This window comes from Legionella feeleii (genome assembly GCF_001467625.1).
Classification (GTDB): Bacteria; Pseudomonadota; Gammaproteobacteria; order Legionellales; family Legionellaceae; genus Tatlockia; species Tatlockia feeleii.
On record NZ_LNYB01000004.1, the window covers coordinates 39,422 to 58,091 of the forward strand.

An 18,670-nucleotide genomic window follows, 5' to 3' on the forward strand; every position below is an offset into this window, starting at 1 on the left:
TTTCGTCTTTACAGGGGCTTTGCGAAGCAGTCCAGATACTACATTGAGATTTGAACTGGATTGCATCACTTTGTTCGCAATGACGACTGCGCTTTATCCTGTTCGCAAAGAATGGCACGCTCCGTGAACACTTAACAAGTCAAATACGGTAGTGATTAATGTAAGGTTTCACCTTTAGTGATGCAATGACTAATCACTTGGCGAGTCACAAAATCACCTTGGCTGGCTCCGTAGAGTGATTTGAAATGCTCTGCCAGCGTTAAAACCCAAGAGGATAAACGAAAATCCATACGCTTTTCTTCCTGATTGACGACTAATTCGAATAACCCCAATGAATCACTATTTTGCTCGTTCGCATACTCCTCCATGATACGCTGAGCAGTATAGATATCTTTCTCTTTTGTTGGCCAATTTTTATTCATAAATATCCCCTAACTTCATGACTTCGGGTCATTTCAAAAACTTCACGGCAGAACAAATTGGGTCAAATAATTAAATTACAAGTCCTCAATCCGAGTTTTTATCATGCCATACATTGATTATTTTTTCAATATATTGTTCAATTTTTACTCATTTATTACCAACTTTACAAAGCCTTGCGGCTCTTCCCAAAGCGTCACAAACAGCACCATTATAATTGGCCCAACAAATAAACCAAGCAATCCCAACGTTTCGACACCGCCTAAAATACCAAACAAAACAGCAAGAAAAGGGAGTTGGATCGCACCACCTATTAAAACGGGCTTTATAAAATGATCGGCAACAAACATCACGATGGTTCCCCATACCAAGACAATAATAGCGCCTATCATGCTGCCGTAGGATAATAAAATCAAAGCAACAACGACAAACACAAAGGGAACAACAAAGGGGATCATCGCAGCAAATGCGGTTATAAAACCAGTTAGGGTTGGCGCAGGAAAATCAACCAGAAAATAACAAAAACCCATTAACACACCAACCCCTAAACCTACCACAATCGTGCCATTGACTGTCGCTCTTAACGCTGAGGGTAAACGGTCAGCATAGCGAAACCAACGGGATCCCAAACAAAATTCACCAATATGATTGATTTGTTGAAATAATTTATCGCCATCGCGATAAAAGAAAAATAAGGTTAAGAGTGTAAAACCTAGCTGGAAGCCACGATGAGCAAGATTGACTCCTACCTGCTTAATATAATAACTCGCGGACATTAATGGCAAATGAAGATTGGATAAGAACGATCTTACATTGCCTGGTTTGCTAATATTAGCATCCCAGTAAGTTACAAGCTCATTACCTATAATGGGCACTTGTTTTATAAATTCCGGAGCCTGCCCTCCTTCGCGATTTATAAGCTGTAAGTAATTAATAAATATTTGTAATTCTTTCACCAAAATACTGACTAGCCAACTTAGAGGTAATACAAATATCAAGCTCAAAATCAGAGTAAACAGCAAAGCAGCCAGGTTATCATGATTAGCAAAAAATTCTCGCCAACGGCGATATAAAGGATAAGTCGCAATGACAATAATAGCTGCCCAAATCATAGACGGAATAAAGTGATGAATGATAAATAGGGCGAGCAGCACTATACCAACAGTCAACCCCATACTGATTAATTCCTTATGGTTTTCATTCATTTTGCAAATCCCCAAGCAAGCAATTGCATTAACAACCAGGCGGGAATAGCCGCCAACACATCATCTAACATAATTCCTATACCACCATGAACCTGTTTATCAATGCTACGAATCGGTTGTGGTTTCCAGATATCAAAAATACGGAATAAGAAAAAACCGATGATCATCCACCCCCATCCTACGGGGGCCATTGTCATGGTAAGCAAATACCCTACTATTTCATCCCATACAATACCAGAATAGTCGTGGACTCCCATTTCTTGTGAGACTTTATCACTAACCCAAACACCTAATAAAAAGGCGAGAATAGTCATTAGCAAATAAATGATGAGTGGCTGTCCAGCGAGCAACAAATAAACAGGTATAGCAGCAAGGGTACCCCAAGTTCCCGGAGCAACCGGCATCAACCCACTACCAAAACCAAAAGCAATAAAATAAGTGGGATCCCGCCATACCTTATTGGACAATTTTACTGTATTCATTCGCACTCCTTAATCAAGTTTGCTTGAATAAACCCGGTTTATACCTTTTAAAAATGGCTATAACCACTTGGTGTAAGAGACAGCACATCACCCTCTTCTGTCCTGGCACGCAGACCATTTTTTTCTTCTATTACTCCAATTTGATAACAGCGCAACCCCGCCTTGGCAAGCAAAGCTAGTAACTGCTCTTCTTTTTGTGGTGCAACGGTAAAGCATAACTCATAATCATCCCCTCCAGTGAGAGCAAAATTAACTGCATTTTCCCCTTGATATTCCTGGACCAAAGAATGAACAGGAATAGCAGATAACGATAAGCAAGCCCCAACTCCACTAGCAACACAAATATGATTAAGATCAGCACTTAAACCGTCGGAAATATCGATTGCTGCCGAAGCGCTGTGTTGCAAAATATCGGCCAGATCAACACGTGGCTGAGGATGTTGGAGTTTTAACATCAAGTCACGCTTATCAGATTCAGGAAGATCATTTCGCTGCAAAAATGCCACTGCAAGAGCAGCAGCACCTAATTCACCACTCACATAGATGTGATCCCCTGGTTGAGCACCAGAGCGCCTAACCGCTTTTCCAGTCGGCACCAAACCATGAATAGTCAGTGTTAAGCTTAAAGGACCCCGCGTTGTATCACCACCAATTAAAGCAATATCAAATTGCTTTAAGGAGGCGTGCAATCCTTGGGAAAAACGCTGCAACCAAACAGGATTAAGCTCCGGAATAGTAAGTGCCAAACTTATCCAGCAAGGCTTGGCTGCCATTGCAGCTATATCACTGATATTAACCATGACTGCTTTATAGGCAATGTCATACGCATCCCAGCTACTCAAAAAATGAACATCAGCCACTAAAGTATCTGTGCTCACTAACAATTGATGTGCAGGAGGTACATTCAGGCAAGCAGCATCATCACCGATACCCAATACGACATCGGCGCGAGTGCTGGCGGGATTTTTAAAAAAAACATCGATTAATGAAAATTCATTCATTGTGAAGGCTGATCTCGATTTTTCTCACTTGTTGCGCCAGATTATTCAGTACGCCATTAACATAACGATGGCCGTCCTGCGAACCAAATTCTTTCGCCAGCGATATTGATTCATCCAGTACAACACGATACGGAATCTCAGGGCAGAACAACAACTCAAAGGCCCCTAAACGTAATACAGTTAATTCAATGGGATTTAAACTCTCAATCGATCTATCCAAAAATGGCATCAGGTTTTCTTCCAGGAGCTTCACCTGCTCTGGAACACCATAAAGTAAACGGTTGAAATACTCACTATCAACTTTATCCATATTATTTGCAACACGAAATTGTGCTTCTATTTCGAATAATTCATGGCTGGACATTAACCACTGATAAAGCGCTTGCAGGGCAAGTTTTCGTGCACGTCTTTTGCCCCTAATTGATTGTTTTTCCACAATTACCTCATGAAGTTCTATCATCTTTCATTTGATCGATAGTTTGTCTGAAATCACTAACATCTTTAAAGCGTTTATAAACCGATGCAAAGCGCACATAAGCAACATGATCAAGACGATACAATTGCTTCATAACCAATTCGCCCACCTCACGAGAATCGATTTCTCGCTCCCCACTACGGCGGATTTCCTGCATAATGGTTACGATCGCTTCTTCAAGTGCATCAACGCTTACAGGCCTCTTCTCCAAAGCCCGCAACATACCAGCTTTCAAGTTATTAATATTAAATGGCTCACGCCGGCCATCTCGTTTGATAATCGAGGGCATTATCAATTCGGCTGATTCAAAGGTAGTAAAACGTTCGTGACAAAGAAGACATTGTCGCCTCCTTCGTACTTGCGCCCCTTCTGCAACCAGGCGTGAATCCACTACCTTGGTGTCTTCTGCATGACAAAATGGACAATGCATAATTAACGATATACCGGAAATTCATGGCACAACTGCAAGACTTGCATTTTTACACGCGCAATCATTGCTTCATTATTCAAATCATCAAGCACGTCTGCTATCCAATTACTCAAAATACTCACCTCTTTTTCTTTAAATCCACGTGTTGTAATTGCTGGAGTGCCTAAACGAAGACCACTCGTTACAAAAGGCGAACGCGGATCATTAGGTACAGAATTCTTATTGACCGTAATATTAGCCCGTCCCAAGGCAGCATCAGCATCTTTGCCGGTAATATTTTTAGTGATCAAATCAACCAGTAACAGATGATTTTCTGTACCGCCCGAAACAATAGGATATCCTCGGCCTTTAAGAACCTCAGCCATCACTTTTGCATTCAATAAAACTTGTTGTTGATAGTCCTTAAATTCGGGTTGCAGGGCTTCAGCAAAAGCCACCGCTTTGGCTGCAATAACATGCATTAAAGGACCACCCTGCATACCAGGAAATACTGACGAATTTAATTTCTTTTCAATTTCTTCATTGGCACGAGCCAGAATCAATCCACCACGCGGTCCACGCAACGTTTTATGAGTTGTGGTCGTAACCACATCCGCATAAGGCAGCGGCGAAGGATAAAGGCCAACAGCGACCAAACCAGCGACATGCGCCATATCAGCCATTAAATAAGCGCCTGCTTTATCAGCAATAGCCCGAAACCTTGCCCAATCAAGCACCTGAGAATAAGCAGAAAAACCAGCAATAATCATTTTCGGACGATGAGTCACTGCCAATTCTTCCAGGGCGTCATAATTGATTAGACCGGTCTCAGGATCCAATCCATAGCCTATTGCTTCATAGAGTTTTCCGGAAAAATTAACTTTAGAGCCGTGAGTCAAATGCCCACCATGCGGTAAAGCCATCCCCAGAATAACATCGCCAGGCGAAAGCAACGCCATCATTACTGCGGCATTGGCTTGTGAACCTGAATGCGGCTGTACATTTACATAGTCAGCACCAAACAATTGCTTGGCGCGGCTAATGGCGAGGTTTTCTGCAATGTCCACATATTCGCAACCACCATAATAGCGTTTACCAGGATAGCCTTCAGCATATTTGTTGGTTAATACTGAACCCTGTGCTTCCAGAACCCGTGGACTGGCATAATTTTCCGAGGCAATAAGCTCGATATGATCTTCCTGGCGCTGTCGCTCCGATTCAATTGCTTGCCACAGTGCATCATCAAACCCTGCAATCGTGTAATTTTTATCAAACATTAGCAATCCTTAACCCTGTCGGTAATTAAACGTAACTTCACATGACCTCGGCTAATTGCTTAAAGCACGGAGGTAGGAAAGACATTCCCTATCTAGACGATAATTAAATAATTATAATAGCTACTCAGCCAGGTTTGTAGCTCATACTTACTTTAGCCATTAATTCTCGTTATTCAACCAAGAGAGAATTACGTACTCGCCTGACTCCATCAACATTCGCTGCAATCGCAGCAGCGCGCTGCTTGATTATTGGGCTGTTTACAATACCACTCAATTGCACTTCACCCTTATAGGTTCTGACCGAAATCGTAAACCCTTTTGTCCCTAACTTATCAACTAATTCCGTTTTAACCTTTGCAGTTACCGCTGCGCTATCAAGATATTGTCCCGTACTTTCGCTCGTTGGGGTAGCAGAGCAAGCAACCATAATCAGCAGTGGAAAAATCAGCAGGATTTTTCTGATTATCCTTAACATACCGCTCTCTTGGAATGAAATTATCCAAGAATATCACAGCACAGTGAACTAGTCATGACCATGCATATGGCTTTCCTCTACACTATCGTGGCCATAAACATAGCCATTACCATAATTGTCAGGGTGTTCGTGTACCCTTGACTCAGGCATAGCCGAACTATGCCCGTGGTAATGCGACTCGCTGTCTTCGTGGTGATGATAATGGTGGTAAGGCGATGGGGTTGAATGGTAGCGGTAATAAGGTCTAGGAGCCTCATAGTAACGATCGTAATAATAGTCATTTTCTAATGTACATGAACCCAGTGATGGTAATAAAGGCAGTAACGCTAACAAACGTTTCATAATGACCTCTTAGGTATAACAACTTAAAAAAAGAAAGGCACGATTGTACAATCGTGCCTTCTATGTATTTTACAGCTCATAAATTACTACTTAAATTAATTTGGAATTACTGTGGTGCTTTCACCTCGGCTTTTCTACCAAAACGGAAGGGATAAACTGTCTCACCTACATAAGCTCTTCTTGCAACAAGTCGCCATCCACTAGAGGTATTAATGTCTAAACGCATGCCAGCATGGCATCTCATTACACCATCCCCATCTCTATACAGCAGACTAATATAATGAGGACGCTCATAACGATAGATATTAAATGGTTCCAGTAAAGTACCATCGTCGAACACGCCATAGACACGTATATCGTCATAGCCATCATTGACTACCTCTATTTCACAATAGCCTGGCATCATGGCTCTTTTCATTACGGACTTGGCTTCTGCGGCATCGGCATTTGCCTGTGGATGAACATGCCGGTTGTTATCGGCATAAACTGATGTTAACAAACCTAAACAACTAACAAAAAGCAGTGACTTAAGCTTCATCATGAACTCCAAATTAACTCTAAGATAGAGTGGAGACCATTGTTAACAAAGAGTTGTCTTTAGTCAATAGGATTTTTTTGTGACCATGATAAAAATAATTTGCTCTATTTTCAGGCAATCTCTTGACAGTTCAAATTAGCAATTGTTGATTGCGCTTCGATTCAATTATTTATGCCAAGCCAGGCTCGCCCCTATTCCCAGTAATCGAAAAATTGCAAAACATCACGAAGTTACTTACTTCATCTATCAAGTAGTTATGGTATATTAAGCCCCAAATTAGGTAGAGGTTTAGTGGAAGTTCCTAAGCATTAGCCCGTTCAGAGGAATGAAGATGAAAAAACGCATGAAGATCATGATTATTGCTTTAATCGTTGTATTTGGAGGCATTATTGCGTTTAACCTCTTCAAAAGCTTTATGATTAAGCGCTTCTTTGCGAACTATGAACCTCCTGCCGTCAGTGTATCCTCTGTCAAAGCCATCCAAAAAAGCTGGGAACCTCGTATTGCAACAGTAGGAAACTTTGTCGCCATTAATGGTGTTGATGTCAATTCTGAAGCATCTGGAAACGTGGTGAAAATTCATTTTGAATCAGGCCAATATTTTGAGAAAGATAAACCTCTGATTGATATTGATGACAGTGTTGATCAGGCCACACTTAAATTTAATCTGGCAGAGCTGGCTCTAAGAGAACTCAATTATAAACGCCAAGCTGATTTATTTAGACGAGGGGCAACCCCCAGTTCAAGTGTTGATGAAGCCACAGCGAATTTGCAACAATCAAAGGCCAATGTCGAAAAAACCGAAGCACAAATAAGACAAAAACATATTAGCGCCCCTTTTTCAGGATTATTAGGTATTCGTCAAGTTAACTTAGGGCAATATATCACACCTGGGCAAACCGCGATTGTGACCTTACAATCACTCGATCCCCTTTACCTGGAATTTTATTTACCTGAACAGATGCTAAAGAGATTACATATTAATCAAGGCATTCAATTTAGCGTAGAAGAATTTCCTAATGCCATCTTTGAAGGAAAAATCACCGCCATTAACTCCAAGGTCGATACGAATACTCATAACATCCTGGTACAGGCTACTCTGCCCAATTGCCCCGCTGCCGCAACTGACAATCCAGAGAATTCGACGCTCATTAAGCTTGGCAAAAAAATTGGCGAAAAAAGAATTATCAATTGCAACACAGAGCTCAACACCAAAAACCATATTACCCAATTCACCTTTATTCCGGGTATGTTTGCCTCTGTTTCGGTGGAACAACCCTTAATTCCTGACATGATCGTTTTACCTTCTACCGCAATTTCTTACAGTCTGTATGGCAACTCTGTTTTTGTGATCGAAAAAGATAAAGACGGTAAAAAAGATGCTGAAGGGAAGGATATTTTGCGAGTCCAACGTGTGTTTGTCACTACAGGTGAACAGGCAGGAAATTACACAGTGATTAAAAAAGGAATAAAAGCGGGGCAACTCGTTGTAAGTTCAGGAGAATTGAAATTACAAAATGGTACCCCTGTGGTCATTAATAATAGTGTACAACTGAATGATGTCAGCGACCCTGATAATTTAGGCCAATAACAGTTTTTAGTGGCAAGTGATTGCCTTCAGGCGATGATTATTTTAATCATGGCTGAGATCAATATCGTCAAAAACGACGAAGGTTTTTCCAGGATAACGCATGAATTTTACAGATATATTTATTAAACGCCCGGTTCTCGCCACAGTCATTAGTTTATTGATCTTTTTGTTTGGCCTGAATTCAATCTCAACCATGCAAATTCGCCAATATCCGCGCATGGATAATACGGTTATCACAGTGACTACTGCTTATCCTGGTGCTGATGCCGCTTTAATCGCCGGATTCATTACGACACCTCTGGAAGCAGCTGTTGCCAGTGCGGAAGGGATCGACTACATGACCTCAACCAGCACGCAGGGCTTAAGTACAATTACCTTGACGATTAAATTGAATTTTAATCCGCAGGTTGCCTTTACCGATGTAATGAGTAAGGTGCAGCAAATCTTAAATCAATTGCCTCCTGAATCACAACAACCGGTTATTGTTAAAAGTTCCGATACCTCGACTCCATTGATGTATATCAGCCTTGATAGTCCTGATATGACACCGCAGCAAATTACCGATTACGCTACCCGTGTTGTACAGCCACAATTACAAACTGTTGATGGCGTGGCAAAAGCAGATATCTTGGGTGGGGCGACTTACTCCATGCGGATTTTCCTCGACCCAGTCAAAATGGCTGCTTTGAATGTAGCCCCCTCTGATGTATCCAGTGTATTAGCTCGTAATAATTTCCTGACTGCAGCAGGAAATACTAAAGGTGAGTATGTTGCGATCAATATGACTGCAAAAACCGATTTAAATAATGCTGAAGAATTCAGTCAACTAATCGTCAGAAGCAACAAGAACTCTATTATCCGTCTGCGTGACATCGGTAAGATAGAATTAGGTTCACAAAACTATGATTCAAGTGTACGGTTTAATGGTAAAAAGGCTGTGTTTCTCGCCATTACACCCACACCAACCGCTAACCCGCTGACCGTGATTACCGATGTACGCAAGATAATGCCCTCTATTCAACGTGAATTTCCCCCTTCTTTATCAGGGACTATTGTCTACGATGCCACTGATTTTATTCGCGCCTCTATCGAAGAAGTGATTCAAACCATTGCTGAAGCCGCGATCATTGTTATTATCGTCATCTTCCTGTTTTTAGGTTCTTTACGCTCAGTTATTATTCCGGTAGTCACAATACCTTTGTCATTGATTGGTGTCTGTACCTTCATGTTATTTTTAGGTTACTCCATCAATTTACTGACTTTGCTTGCTTTCGTTCTGGCAATTGGTCTTGTCGTTGATGATGCCATTGTAGTTGTTGAAAACGTACACCGACACATTGAAGAGGGAAAAACGCCTTTCCAAGCTGCAATTATCGGTGCTCGTGAAATTGCAACACCTGTAATTGCCATGACCATTACCTTGGCAGCGGTGTATGCCCCTATCGGATTTATGGGAGGACTGACAGGTGCTCTCTTTAAGGAATTTGCATTCACCTTGGCCAGTTCCGTAATTATCTCTGGTATTATTGCATTAACATTGACCCCAATGATGTGCTCTAAAATACTCTCGGCAGACATCAGTAACGGACGTTTTGTTCACTTTCTTGATGATAAATTTAACCGCCTGAAAATCCGTTATCAACGTGCTCTCCATAGCTTATTGGATACGCGGATCATTATTTTGCTGTTCGCTGCAGTGGTATTAATTATGCTGCCCTATCTCTATAGCCATACCGCAGAAGAAACGGCCCCAGAAGAAGATCAAGGATTCTTCTTTGTCGTATCAACAGCACCACAATATGCGACGATTAATTACCTCGAAGCCTATACTCAACCTTTTGATGAGATCTATAAGAGTTTTCCTGAAACAGAACATTATTTTACAGTTAATATGAGTGCCCCTATTTCCGGTATGGTACTTAAAGCCTGGGATCGACGAAAACGCAGCCAATTTCAGTTAAAACAGCCTTTACAAGAAAAATTGGACAGCGTGGCTGGTCTTAAATCATTTGCTGTTATTCCCCCGCCTCTCCCTGGCGGCGGTAGTGGTACTCCTATTCAGTTTGTAATCAAGACTACCAATGATTTTCAAACACTCTTTGAAGTATCCAATAAATTAATCGATGCGGCACGCAAGAGTGGTCTTTTTATTTATATCGATAACAGCCTTAAATTCAATCAACCAGAAATTGAATTACAAATTAACCGCTCTAAAGCCTCTGATCTTGGATTAGATATGCAGGCGATCGGTAGCAGTTTAACCACTGCTCTTTCCGGCAATTACGTTAATTATTTCAATCTGCAAGGGCGTAGTTATCAGGTAATTCCACAATTAGACAGACGTTATCGATTGAATTCCGAGCAATTAGGACAAATTTTTGTGCGTTCAGCCAATGGCATCATGGTACCCTTATCGACTGTGGTTACGCCAAAAGAAAAAGTACAACCTAATGCGGCAACGCACTTCCAACAGTTAAACGCTGCTACTATTCAGGCAGTGATGATGCCAGGTACAACGCTCGGACAAGGTTTGGCTTTTCTAAAAGAACAAGCCGATAAGCTATTACCTAAAGGGTTTACTTATGATTATGGCGGGCAATCAAGGCAATTTATTCAGGAAGGTACTGCGCTTATTTTTGCCTTTTTTCTGGCAATCATTGTTATTTTCCTTGTGCTTGCAGCCCAGTATGAAAGTTTCAGAGACCCATTAATTGTACTAATCAGCGTCCCGATGTCCATTTGTGGAGCATTGATCCCCCTTAATTTGGGAGCAGCAAGTATTAATATTTACACACAGGTTGGATTAATTACTTTAATTGGCTTGATCAGTAAGCATGGCATTCTAATTGTTGACTTTGCTAATCAATTACAACGAGAAAAAAATCTTGATCGTCGAGCCGCAGTCGAGGAAGCGGCTGCCATTCGTTTGCGTCCAATCTTAATGACAACAGCAGCCATGGTCTTTGGCGTCCTCCCCCTATTAATCGCAGCAGGGGCTGGGGCTGTCAGTCGTTTTGATATTGGTCTGGTGATTTCAACAGGTTTGCTCGTTGGTACCTGCTTTACTCTTTTTGTTGTACCGACTATGTATACTTATATTGCAGCTGACCACCGACATGATTACGATAATGAGAATACAATTCCCCCTTCAGCAATAAGCGATTCTCATAAGCCAGTCTAGGTTTAGGGTTATGAGAATGACAATACCAAGGTGAATAATCGGTCGTTTAGCGATCGATTTATTGCCATTGAATATGTTAGAATTCGCGATTTTCACCAGTACAGGTTAAATCATGGATAAGACTTACTCCCCCCAGGCGATAGAACGTGCATGCTATGAAAAATGGGAAAGCCACCATTATTTTGAGCCGCGCGGCGAAGGAAAGGCTTATTGCATTATGTTACCTCCTCCGAATGTAACCGGCAGCTTACATATGGGACATGGTTTTCAACATACTTTAATGGATGCCCTGATTCGGTATAAACGTATGCAAGGCGCAAAAACCCTTTGGCAACCTGGTACTGATCATGCGGGAATTTCAACGCAACTCGTTGTGGAACGCCAATTGGATAGCAAAGGATTATCCCGCAAAGACATGGGTCGTGAGGAATTTCTAGGGCATGTATGGCGTTGGAAGGAAGAATCAGGAAATCAGATTACCAGCCAGATGCGTCGCATCGGTTCTTCCGTCGATTGGTCGCGCGAACGATTTACCATGGATGAAGGCTTGTCGGCTGCTGTACAAAAAGTATTCGTTCAATTATACGATGAAGGGCTTATCTATCGTGGTACCCGGCTGGTAAATTGGGATCCGAAATTAGGTACAGCTGTTTCAGATCTGGAGGTTATTTCTGAAGAGGAAGATGGATGTTTATGGCATATACGTTACCCTGTCGTTGATTCAAACGAATCGATTATTATCGCTACAACACGACCAGAAACCTTGCTTGGTGATACAGCGGTTGCCGTTCATCCAGATGATCCCCGCTATCAACATTTGATCGGCAAACAGCTACAACTTCCTTTATGTGACAGAACAATTCCTGTTATTGCAGATGACTATGTCGATATGGAATTTGGTAGTGGTTGTGTCAAAATTACTCCAGCCCATGATTTTAATGATCACGAAATTGGTAAACGCCACAATTTGCCGTCAATTAACATCCTGACGAAGAAAGCAACCATCAATAAAAACGCCCCCTTACCTTACCAGGGAATGGATCGCTTTGTAGCTCGTGAACTCATTATTCAAGACCTGGGTAAAGCAGATCTCTTAGTTAAAATTGAACCACACAAATTAAAAGTGCCTCGCGGCGAAAAATCGAATGTTATCATTGAGCCGCTTTTAACTGATCAATGGTATGTAAAAATTAAACCTTTGGCTGAACCAGCTATCGAAGCCGTTGAAAAGGGTGAAATCCGCTTCATTCCAGAGAACTGGTCTAAAACGTATTTTCAATGGATGGAAAATATTGAAGATTGGTGTATTAGTAGACAATTATGGTGGGGACATCGTATTCCAGCCTGGTATGACAGCCATGGACATGTTTATGTTGGCTACAGTGAAAACGATGTTCGCTTTAAATATTCCCTGGATGAATCCGTCTCTTTAAAACAAGATGAAGATGTTCTTGATACCTGGTTTTCTTCTGCACTTTGGCCTTTCTCTACCTTGGGCTGGCCAGAACGCACGCCGGAGCTTGAACAATTTTACCCCACGTCAGTCTTGGTAACTGGCTTTGATATTATTTTCTTTTGGGTCGCCCGCATGATTATGATGGGCCTAAAATTTACAGGTAAAGTACCCTTCAAAGAAGTCATCATTACTGGCCTTATTCGCGATAGCGAAGGGCAAAAAATGTCTAAATCCAAAGGGAATGTCCTCGATCCTATTGATATTATTGATGGGATTGATCTCGAAAAACTCATTGAAAAGCGGACTTCCAATCTAATGTTGCCTTCCGTACGTGATAAAATAGCAAAAGCCACCCGCAAAGAATTTCCAGAAGGCATTGCTGCTTTTGGTACTGATGCACTTCGTTTTACCTTTTGTTCATTAGCATCCACCGGCCGTAATGTACGTTTCGATATGGGGCGAGTTGAAGGTTATAGAAATTTTTGTAATAAGCTATGGAATGCTTCCCGTTATGTATTACTTAATACTGATGAGGAGCAGATCGATTTTGGTGATGGAGCATTTCAGTATAGCCCTGCTGATCAATGGATACTTTCACGTCTGCAACATACTATTACTCAGTGCCATCATTATTTTGAAACCTACCGTTTTGATTTACTGACAAACACGCTGTATGAGTTTGTCTGGCATGAGTATTGTGATTGGTATCTTGAATTATCAAAACCCGTGCTCTATGACAATAATGCCTTGGCGGCGATGAAGCGAGGAACTCGGCGTACTCTGATTCATGTGCTTGATCAGATCTTAAAACTCCTGCACCCTATTATGCCGTTCATCACTGAAGAAATATGGCAACGTACCAGCAAACTTACCAGCCAAAATGGTGAAACCATCATGCTAAGCCACTATCCGCAGGTGAACAAGGATTTCATTAATCCTGGCGTGGAAGAAGAATTAGCCTGGTTAAAGTCAGTGATTCAATCTGTCCGTACAATTCGCAGTGAAATGACTATTTCCCCTGCTAAATTAATTCCCTTACATTTCAGAAATGTAACACCGGTAATAGAAGAGCGGATTAAAAAATATCATGGAACATTAATTGCGTTAAATAAACTGACTCATATCCATTGCATGGATAAGAATGAATCAGTATCCGTTTCAGCCTCTGCTGTTGTTGGTGAGCTCGAGTTACTTATTCCTATGGCAGGCCTGATTGACAAACAAGCAGAATTATCTCGTCTAGAAAAAGAAATTGCTAAACTGGATAAAGATATAGCTCTTGCTGAAGGTAAACTTGGTAATCCTAAATTTACTGACAAAGCACCTGCTGAGATTATTAGTAAAGAACAAGAAAAATTAGCTCAGGCAAAACTAACCAAGAGTAAGTTGTTACACCATAAAAAAACGGTAGAAACACTCTAGGCAGGTTGGCGCTTCGCCCAACAGTGTATTGGTCATGGAAGCATGTTGGGCCAAGGGTTCTCAGGGCTTGTATTCTGCGCAGCGATGCGCGGAATAACAAGCCCTAAAAACTCAAGCAGGCAAAGTTCAAAACCTTTTAGAAAACAGATCAAAACTAACATGACAAGAATGGATTCTGCCTTTACATCTTCTTGTTACCCAGGCATGCTTACCCTTACCCTAATTCGGGATTTCAGTATGGTCAAGGAACAAAAAGCAAATCACCTGATTCACGAAAAAAGCCCTTATCTACAACAACATGCCCATAATCCTGTAGACTGGTATCCTTGGGGAAAAGCAGCCTTTGATAAAGCACGCGAAGAAAATAAGCCGATTCTGCTTTCTATAGGTTATGCTGCCTGCCATTGGTGTCATGTTATGGCCCATGAATCTTTTGAAGACGAAGAAACCGCCTTAGAGATGAATAAAAGCTTCATTAATATAAAGGTAGATAAAGAAGAGCGACCCGATTTGGACAAAATTTACCAAACAGCCCATTATTTTTTAAGCCAACAACACGGTGGCTGGCCTCTGACAATTTTTTTGGCATCTGACCTTACCCCTTTTTTCAGTGGGACTTATTTTCCTCGCGAAGACCATTATCAATTACCCGCCTTTAAAAAAATTTTGCACTTCGTTACGGCGATCTATAACAATCAACAACAGGATATCCAAGAACAAGCAAAGCAATTAAAAAAAATCTTGCAGCAACAATACCATAGCCCGACCAATTCCGTTTTAACCAATCGTCCCTTAGAGCTCGCTCTGTATAATCTGACTGCAAGTTATGATGCCAATCACGGTGGATTTGGTGTCGCTCCCAAATTTCCTCAAGCACCTAAACTTGATTATTTACTAGACCATCATTCACCCCTTGCTTCAGCCACTCTGGCGCATATTGCAAAAGGTGGTATCTATGACCAATTAGCAGGGGGCTTTTATCGCTATTCGGTTGACGAAAAATGGAACATCCCTCATTTTGAAAAAATGCTTTACGATAATGGACAATTATTAACGCTCTACTCCATTGCCGGCCAACATTACGCAGAGGCATTTTTCCACGACATTGCTGCTGAAACCGCCGAGTGGGTAATTGAGGAAATGCAATCTTCCGAAGGAGGATATTACTCCAGTCTCGATGCAGACTCTGAAGGGGAAGAAGGAAAGTTTTATCGTTGGGACAAAACAGAGATTCAGGCTGAACTGACTGAAAAAGAATATGCTGTCCTGAGTCATTATTTTGGTTTAAAACAAACACCTAATTTTGAACAATATTGGCATTTCTATGTGGCGCAGCCTTTAGAAAAAGTCAGTAAACAGTTAAGCCTCTCCATGGCAGATACTAAAAAACTGCTGTCCACAGCAAAAAAGAAACTACTCGCCAAACGTAATCAACGACCAAAACCTTTTCGTGATGAAAAAATTTTGACTTCATGGAATAGCTTAATGATTAAAGGTATGTTACTTGCCGGGTATTATTTGGCCGAGCAGCACTACCTGAACTCTGCTGAACGGGCAATTCACTTCATTAAAGAAAAACTTTATTCTAAACAACAATTACTAGCCAGTTATAAAGATGGTGACGCTTATCTTCAAGCCTATTTGGATGATTACGCTTTTTTAATTGATGCGCTACTCACTTCGTTGACCATCTCTTGGCGTACTGAACATTTATTATTTGCTATCGAACTGGCTGATAGTGTATTAGAACATTTTTCTGATCCAGTGGCTGGAGGATTCTTCTTTACCGCCGACAATCATGAAAAATTATTATATCGCCCCAAAACAATGACTGATGAAGCAATACCTGCTGGAAATGGGATTCTCGTTAGCGCGTTGCTAACTCTTGGTCATTTATTAGGTGAACCACGCTATTTAACCGCCGCAGAAAAAACGTTGCAGGCCGCCTGGGCTGCTTTAATGCAGTTTCCAGCAGAACACTGCAGTTTACTACAAGGGTTAAGCAATTATTTAACCCCACCGCAAATGGTTATTATTCGTGGCAAACAAGATGAAATTAAATCTTGGTGGGAATATGCTCGGCCACGTAAGCCTTATACCTTTGCCATACCCAATGACGCGCTAAATCTTCCCCAAGCCCTTGCTACAAAAAAGCCACAGGAAAAAACGTGTGCTTATATTTGCCAGGGTTTGCAGTGTAATGAGGTCATAACTGAGCTAGAAAAATTTAAAACGCTTCTGCAATAAGATAATACTATTTAAAATTAAATAGCAAAGGACTTACGAAAAACGTCGAAGGTCAAGGTAACATTTGATTTTAATGGGGGACTTTAGCCTAACTAAATGACCGAATTAAAAGCAATTTTAACGAAGCGATCGAAGTTTTGCGTAAGTCCTATTTAAAAAATGGCACAGCATTACACACGCCAGTCCTATCAAACCACCAATAATCACGTGAGAAAGGCGTTCAAAAGCGATTGCTCTTGAGTGCGTAATCAACATCACCACTGTTGCAACGAAGACACAACGTAGCGTGTAAGCGATAATATAACGCCGAAAGGCTACCAGCGTTAAAAACAGTGCAACCGTAGTAAGCGTTAAGTTAAAAGGCGTAGAAGGAACAACAAATTGGCCAAGTAGAATACCTACTGGAACACCAATTAAAACACCAGTCAGACGCTGGTGGAACTTACGAGGCGTTGTTTTGATTTCTCCCGTAATCACACTTGCAACTCCCCAAATCATCCATTGACCATTTTGCATCGGAATATATTGAACTAAAAATGCTGAAACGCCGACACCCAAAGCCATTGCGATCATGCTTTCGGCATTATTTTTTTTCGCGCCAAAATCAGATAAATACGAGAGTTGCAAAAATTGATAACCTCTCCTCTCTTGATAAAATTTTATTTGATTAAACAAGGTAATGGCTAAAGTGGGAATCAAGGCCACTATTAAATAAGGAATTAAATGAGTGAGACTGTATAAGGAAAAGACTGGTTTCATTTCAGAAGCGAGTTCTATGGAGAGAATGATAGCTGGAATAAATGTCCAATTCCCCAGTGTCCGTAACTTATCACCTTTGCAGGCTATCCATACGATCGCTGTAGCTGACAAAGTGCTACTTAAAATAAAAAGTATAGGCAGCTCTTGGGTAAAAAATAATAAATAAAATAAGAACATTATTGCCAACCCATGCAGTAATACACCCAAGACAGTAAGCTGCAATTTTTCCTCAACGATTAACGTTGACATCGTTAAGACCGATATTTCTAACCAATAGGAATTCTCAGTAAGCAGGAAAAGAACAGCAAAGGGTATTAATACGATAATGCCAAGCAAGAGGAACCATCCTCTAATTTCATTTTTTATCCACTGCATGCTCTTCGCTAAAATTTGCATTTTAAATGTTGCTCGCATTCGCTAATCGGCATCCTGGTCTATTGCTGCATTGCGGTGCTAACCTCCGTTCGAAACGTTCCACCTGCACGAAACAAAATACGCAGGTAATGTAAGAAGTCCAATTCGAAGTCGAAAGAAATTAAGATTTACAAGCTTATAATAACCTTTTACTGTTATCTTTGTAGTTGTTCTAACAGACAATGTAATTTATAAATGTAAATTGGCTTTTAAGGATTACTGTGATACGCAATACCCAGAACCGACAGTCTTATTATCTGTTGGGCATTATTATATGCCTTTTTTTATTTCTTTGCTTAACCGCAATTGTCGCGTGGCACGGTCCCTATCTCTTTCTTAATACGTATGTGCATCGCACCGTTGAGACGATAAAAACATCTGACCTCACTCTCGCTGCTACTTTTCTTTCTATTTTAGGAAACAAATATATAGTTGTCCCAGCACTGATAGTGACCAGTCTATTTTTATTTTTTCAAGCACAGAGAAGACTTGCCGTGCATTTTTTTCTTGTCATTGTTTTAGCAGCTACTATAGCGTTCCTCTTCAAGAATTTTTTTCCCATTCCCCGGCCTGAAGAGCATGGTGTTATAGAGAGCTTTGCTTTCCCAAGTCGTCATGTCGCCCTGTGCTCAGCCTATTTAATTTTTATACTGGCAGTTGTGAGTCCCAAGATTAAATCGAGTCGGTGGTTAACAATGACCATTTTTTGTTTGATTTTAGCGGAATCTATAGCACGTCTAATACTAAAAGTTCATTGGCTAACTGATGTGATGGGTGGCTTTTTTCTTGGTTCTGCCTGTGGCCTGATTGGAGCATATAGTTATCACCTTAAACCGGATCCTGCCTTGGATCTTCCTGTCTTTTTTAAAACCCTTAGCATTATTTTCTTTATCACTAGCATTGTTTACTATTTAATACCCAGTCTTTTTTAGTTCTATCCTAAGATTTAATCTCGTTAATAAAATAACAGCCCCGA

16 protein-coding genes are annotated in these 18,670 nt (G+C 41.0%); 5 read left to right on the plus strand and 11 right to left on the minus strand.

What is annotated here, in order from left to right; translation table 11 throughout:
- Positions 1-155: 155 nt before the first annotated feature.
- The 10 genes from Lfee_RS00300 to Lfee_RS00340 form a co-directional block, all read right to left on the minus strand.
- Complete coding sequence (locus Lfee_RS00300; protein WP_058443282.1) at positions 156-422, minus strand: hypothetical protein; 267 nt, start codon at positions 420-422, stop codon at positions 156-158.
- A gap of 144 nt (positions 423-566) precedes the next feature.
- Positions 567-1,625 carry an AI-2E family transporter gene (locus tag Lfee_RS00305; RefSeq protein WP_058443283.1) on the minus strand — a complete coding sequence of 353 codons (1,059 nt, stop codon included), beginning with the start codon at positions 1,623-1,625 and terminating at the stop codon, positions 567-569.
- Positions 1,622-2,107 (minus strand): phosphatidylglycerophosphatase A family protein, encoded by a 486-nt coding sequence (locus Lfee_RS00310; protein WP_058443284.1) that lies wholly within the window; start codon positions 2,105-2,107, stop codon positions 1,622-1,624. The genes Lfee_RS00305 and Lfee_RS00310 overlap by 4 nt, the downstream gene beginning before the upstream one ends.
- Positions 2,108-2,154: 47 nt before the next feature.
- On the minus strand, positions 2,155-3,108 hold the full coding sequence (thiL, locus tag Lfee_RS00315; RefSeq protein ID WP_058443285.1) for a thiamine-phosphate kinase: 954 nt from the start codon (positions 3,106-3,108) through the stop codon (positions 2,155-2,157).
- On the minus strand, positions 3,101-3,544 hold the full coding sequence (nusB, locus tag Lfee_RS00320; RefSeq protein WP_058443310.1) for a transcription antitermination factor NusB: 444 nt from the start codon (positions 3,542-3,544) through the stop codon (positions 3,101-3,103). Before nusB ends, thiL begins: the two co-directional genes overlap by 8 nt.
- A gap of 7 nt (positions 3,545-3,551) precedes the next feature.
- Entirely contained in the window at positions 3,552-4,013 is a 462-nt protein-coding gene (gene nrdR / locus Lfee_RS00325; protein ID WP_058443286.1) for a transcriptional regulator NrdR, read from the minus strand.
- Positions 4,014-4,015: 2 nt separating this feature from the next.
- The gene (gene glyA, locus Lfee_RS00330; RefSeq protein WP_058443287.1) at positions 4,016-5,269 is read right to left on the minus strand and encodes a serine hydroxymethyltransferase; all 1,254 of its coding nucleotides are present in this window, start codon (positions 5,267-5,269) and stop codon (positions 4,016-4,018) included.
- A 169-nt stretch (positions 5,270-5,438) separates the two neighbouring features.
- The gene (locus Lfee_RS00335; protein ID WP_058443288.1) at positions 5,439-5,744 is read right to left on the minus strand and encodes a BON domain-containing protein; all 306 of its coding nucleotides are present in this window, start codon (positions 5,742-5,744) and stop codon (positions 5,439-5,441) included.
- Positions 5,745-5,792: 48 nt separating this feature from the next.
- Entirely contained in the window at positions 5,793-6,086 is a 294-nt protein-coding gene (locus tag Lfee_RS16855) for a hypothetical protein (RefSeq protein ID WP_112854854.1), read from the minus strand.
- Positions 6,087-6,192: 106 nt separating this feature from the next.
- Positions 6,193-6,627 carry a hypothetical protein gene (locus Lfee_RS00340; RefSeq protein WP_238584833.1) on the minus strand — a complete coding sequence of 145 codons (435 nt, stop codon included), beginning with the start codon at positions 6,625-6,627 and terminating at the stop codon, positions 6,193-6,195.
- A 328-nt stretch (positions 6,628-6,955) separates the two neighbouring features.
- On the opposite strand from Lfee_RS00340, the gene Lfee_RS00345 reads away from it, so the two are divergent.
- The 4 genes from Lfee_RS00345 (at position 6,956) to Lfee_RS17530 (ending at position 16,521) form a co-directional block, all read left to right on the plus strand.
- Positions 6,956-8,215, plus strand: coding sequence for an efflux RND transporter periplasmic adaptor subunit (locus tag Lfee_RS00345; RefSeq protein WP_112854853.1), 1,260 nt, complete (start codon positions 6,956-6,958; stop codon positions 8,213-8,215).
- Positions 8,216-8,315: 100 nt separating this feature from the next.
- Entirely contained in the window at positions 8,316-11,396 is a 3,081-nt protein-coding gene (locus Lfee_RS00350; protein ID WP_058443291.1) for an efflux RND transporter permease subunit, read from the plus strand.
- Between the two features lie 112 nt (positions 11,397-11,508).
- A complete protein-coding gene (locus tag Lfee_RS00355) occupies positions 11,509-14,274 on the plus strand; it encodes a valine--tRNA ligase (RefSeq protein WP_058443292.1) in 2,766 nt (921 codons plus the stop codon).
- Between the two features lie 237 nt (positions 14,275-14,511).
- The gene (locus Lfee_RS17530; RefSeq protein WP_058443311.1) at positions 14,512-16,521 is read left to right on the plus strand and encodes a thioredoxin domain-containing protein; all 2,010 of its coding nucleotides are present in this window, start codon (positions 14,512-14,514) and stop codon (positions 16,519-16,521) included.
- Between the two features lie 117 nt (positions 16,522-16,638).
- Here the strand turns inward: Lfee_RS17530 and Lfee_RS00365 are convergent, their stop codons facing one another.
- Positions 16,639-17,694 carry an FUSC family protein gene (locus Lfee_RS00365; RefSeq protein WP_238584834.1) on the minus strand — a complete coding sequence of 352 codons (1,056 nt, stop codon included), beginning with the start codon at positions 17,692-17,694 and terminating at the stop codon, positions 16,639-16,641.
- Between the two features lie 221 nt (positions 17,695-17,915).
- Here Lfee_RS00365 and Lfee_RS00370 point away from each other — a divergent pair, with 221 nt between their 5' ends.
- The gene (locus Lfee_RS00370; RefSeq protein ID WP_058443293.1) at positions 17,916-18,626 is read left to right on the plus strand and encodes a phosphatase PAP2 family protein; all 711 of its coding nucleotides are present in this window, start codon (positions 17,916-17,918) and stop codon (positions 18,624-18,626) included.
- Positions 18,627-18,670 lie beyond the last annotated feature (44 nt).

What these genes read in the sequence shown, in the direction of transcription:
- Lfee_RS00350 (WP_058443291.1), top strand. Translation starts at nt 8,316, where the DNA reads ATGAATTTTACAGATATATTTATTAAACGCCCGGTTCTCGCCACAGTC.
- Lfee_RS00335 (WP_058443288.1), bottom strand. Translation starts at nt 5,744, where the DNA reads ATGTTAAGGATAATCAGAAAAATCCTGCTGATTTTTCCACTGCTGATT.
- Lfee_RS00300 (WP_058443282.1), bottom strand. Translation starts at nt 422, where the DNA reads ATGAATAAAAATTGGCCAACAAAAGAGAAAGATATCTATACTGCTCAG.
- Lfee_RS00365 (WP_238584834.1), bottom strand. Translation starts at nt 17,694, where the DNA reads ATGCGAGCAACATTTAAAATGCAAATTTTAGCGAAGAGCATGCAGTGG.
- thiL (WP_058443285.1), bottom strand. Translation starts at nt 3,108, where the DNA reads ATGAATGAATTTTCATTAATCGATGTTTTTTTTAAAAATCCCGCCAGC.
- Lfee_RS00305 (WP_058443283.1), bottom strand. Translation starts at nt 1,625, where the DNA reads ATGAATGAAAACCATAAGGAATTAATCAGTATGGGGTTGACTGTTGGT.
- Lfee_RS17530 (WP_058443311.1), top strand. Translation starts at nt 14,512, where the DNA reads ATGGTCAAGGAACAAAAAGCAAATCACCTGATTCACGAAAAAAGCCCT.
- Lfee_RS00355 (WP_058443292.1), top strand. Translation starts at nt 11,509, where the DNA reads ATGGATAAGACTTACTCCCCCCAGGCGATAGAACGTGCATGCTATGAA.
- Lfee_RS00340 (WP_238584833.1), bottom strand. Translation starts at nt 6,627, where the DNA reads ATGATGAAGCTTAAGTCACTGCTTTTTGTTAGTTGTTTAGGTTTGTTA.
- Lfee_RS00310 (WP_058443284.1), bottom strand. Translation starts at nt 2,107, where the DNA reads ATGAATACAGTAAAATTGTCCAATAAGGTATGGCGGGATCCCACTTAT.
- Lfee_RS16855 (WP_112854854.1), bottom strand. Translation starts at nt 6,086, where the DNA reads ATGAAACGTTTGTTAGCGTTACTGCCTTTATTACCATCACTGGGTTCA.
- nrdR (WP_058443286.1), bottom strand. Translation starts at nt 4,013, where the DNA reads ATGCATTGTCCATTTTGTCATGCAGAAGACACCAAGGTAGTGGATTCA.
- glyA (WP_058443287.1), bottom strand. Translation starts at nt 5,269, where the DNA reads ATGTTTGATAAAAATTACACGATTGCAGGGTTTGATGATGCACTGTGG.
- Lfee_RS00345 (WP_112854853.1), top strand. Translation starts at nt 6,956, where the DNA reads ATGAAAAAACGCATGAAGATCATGATTATTGCTTTAATCGTTGTATTT.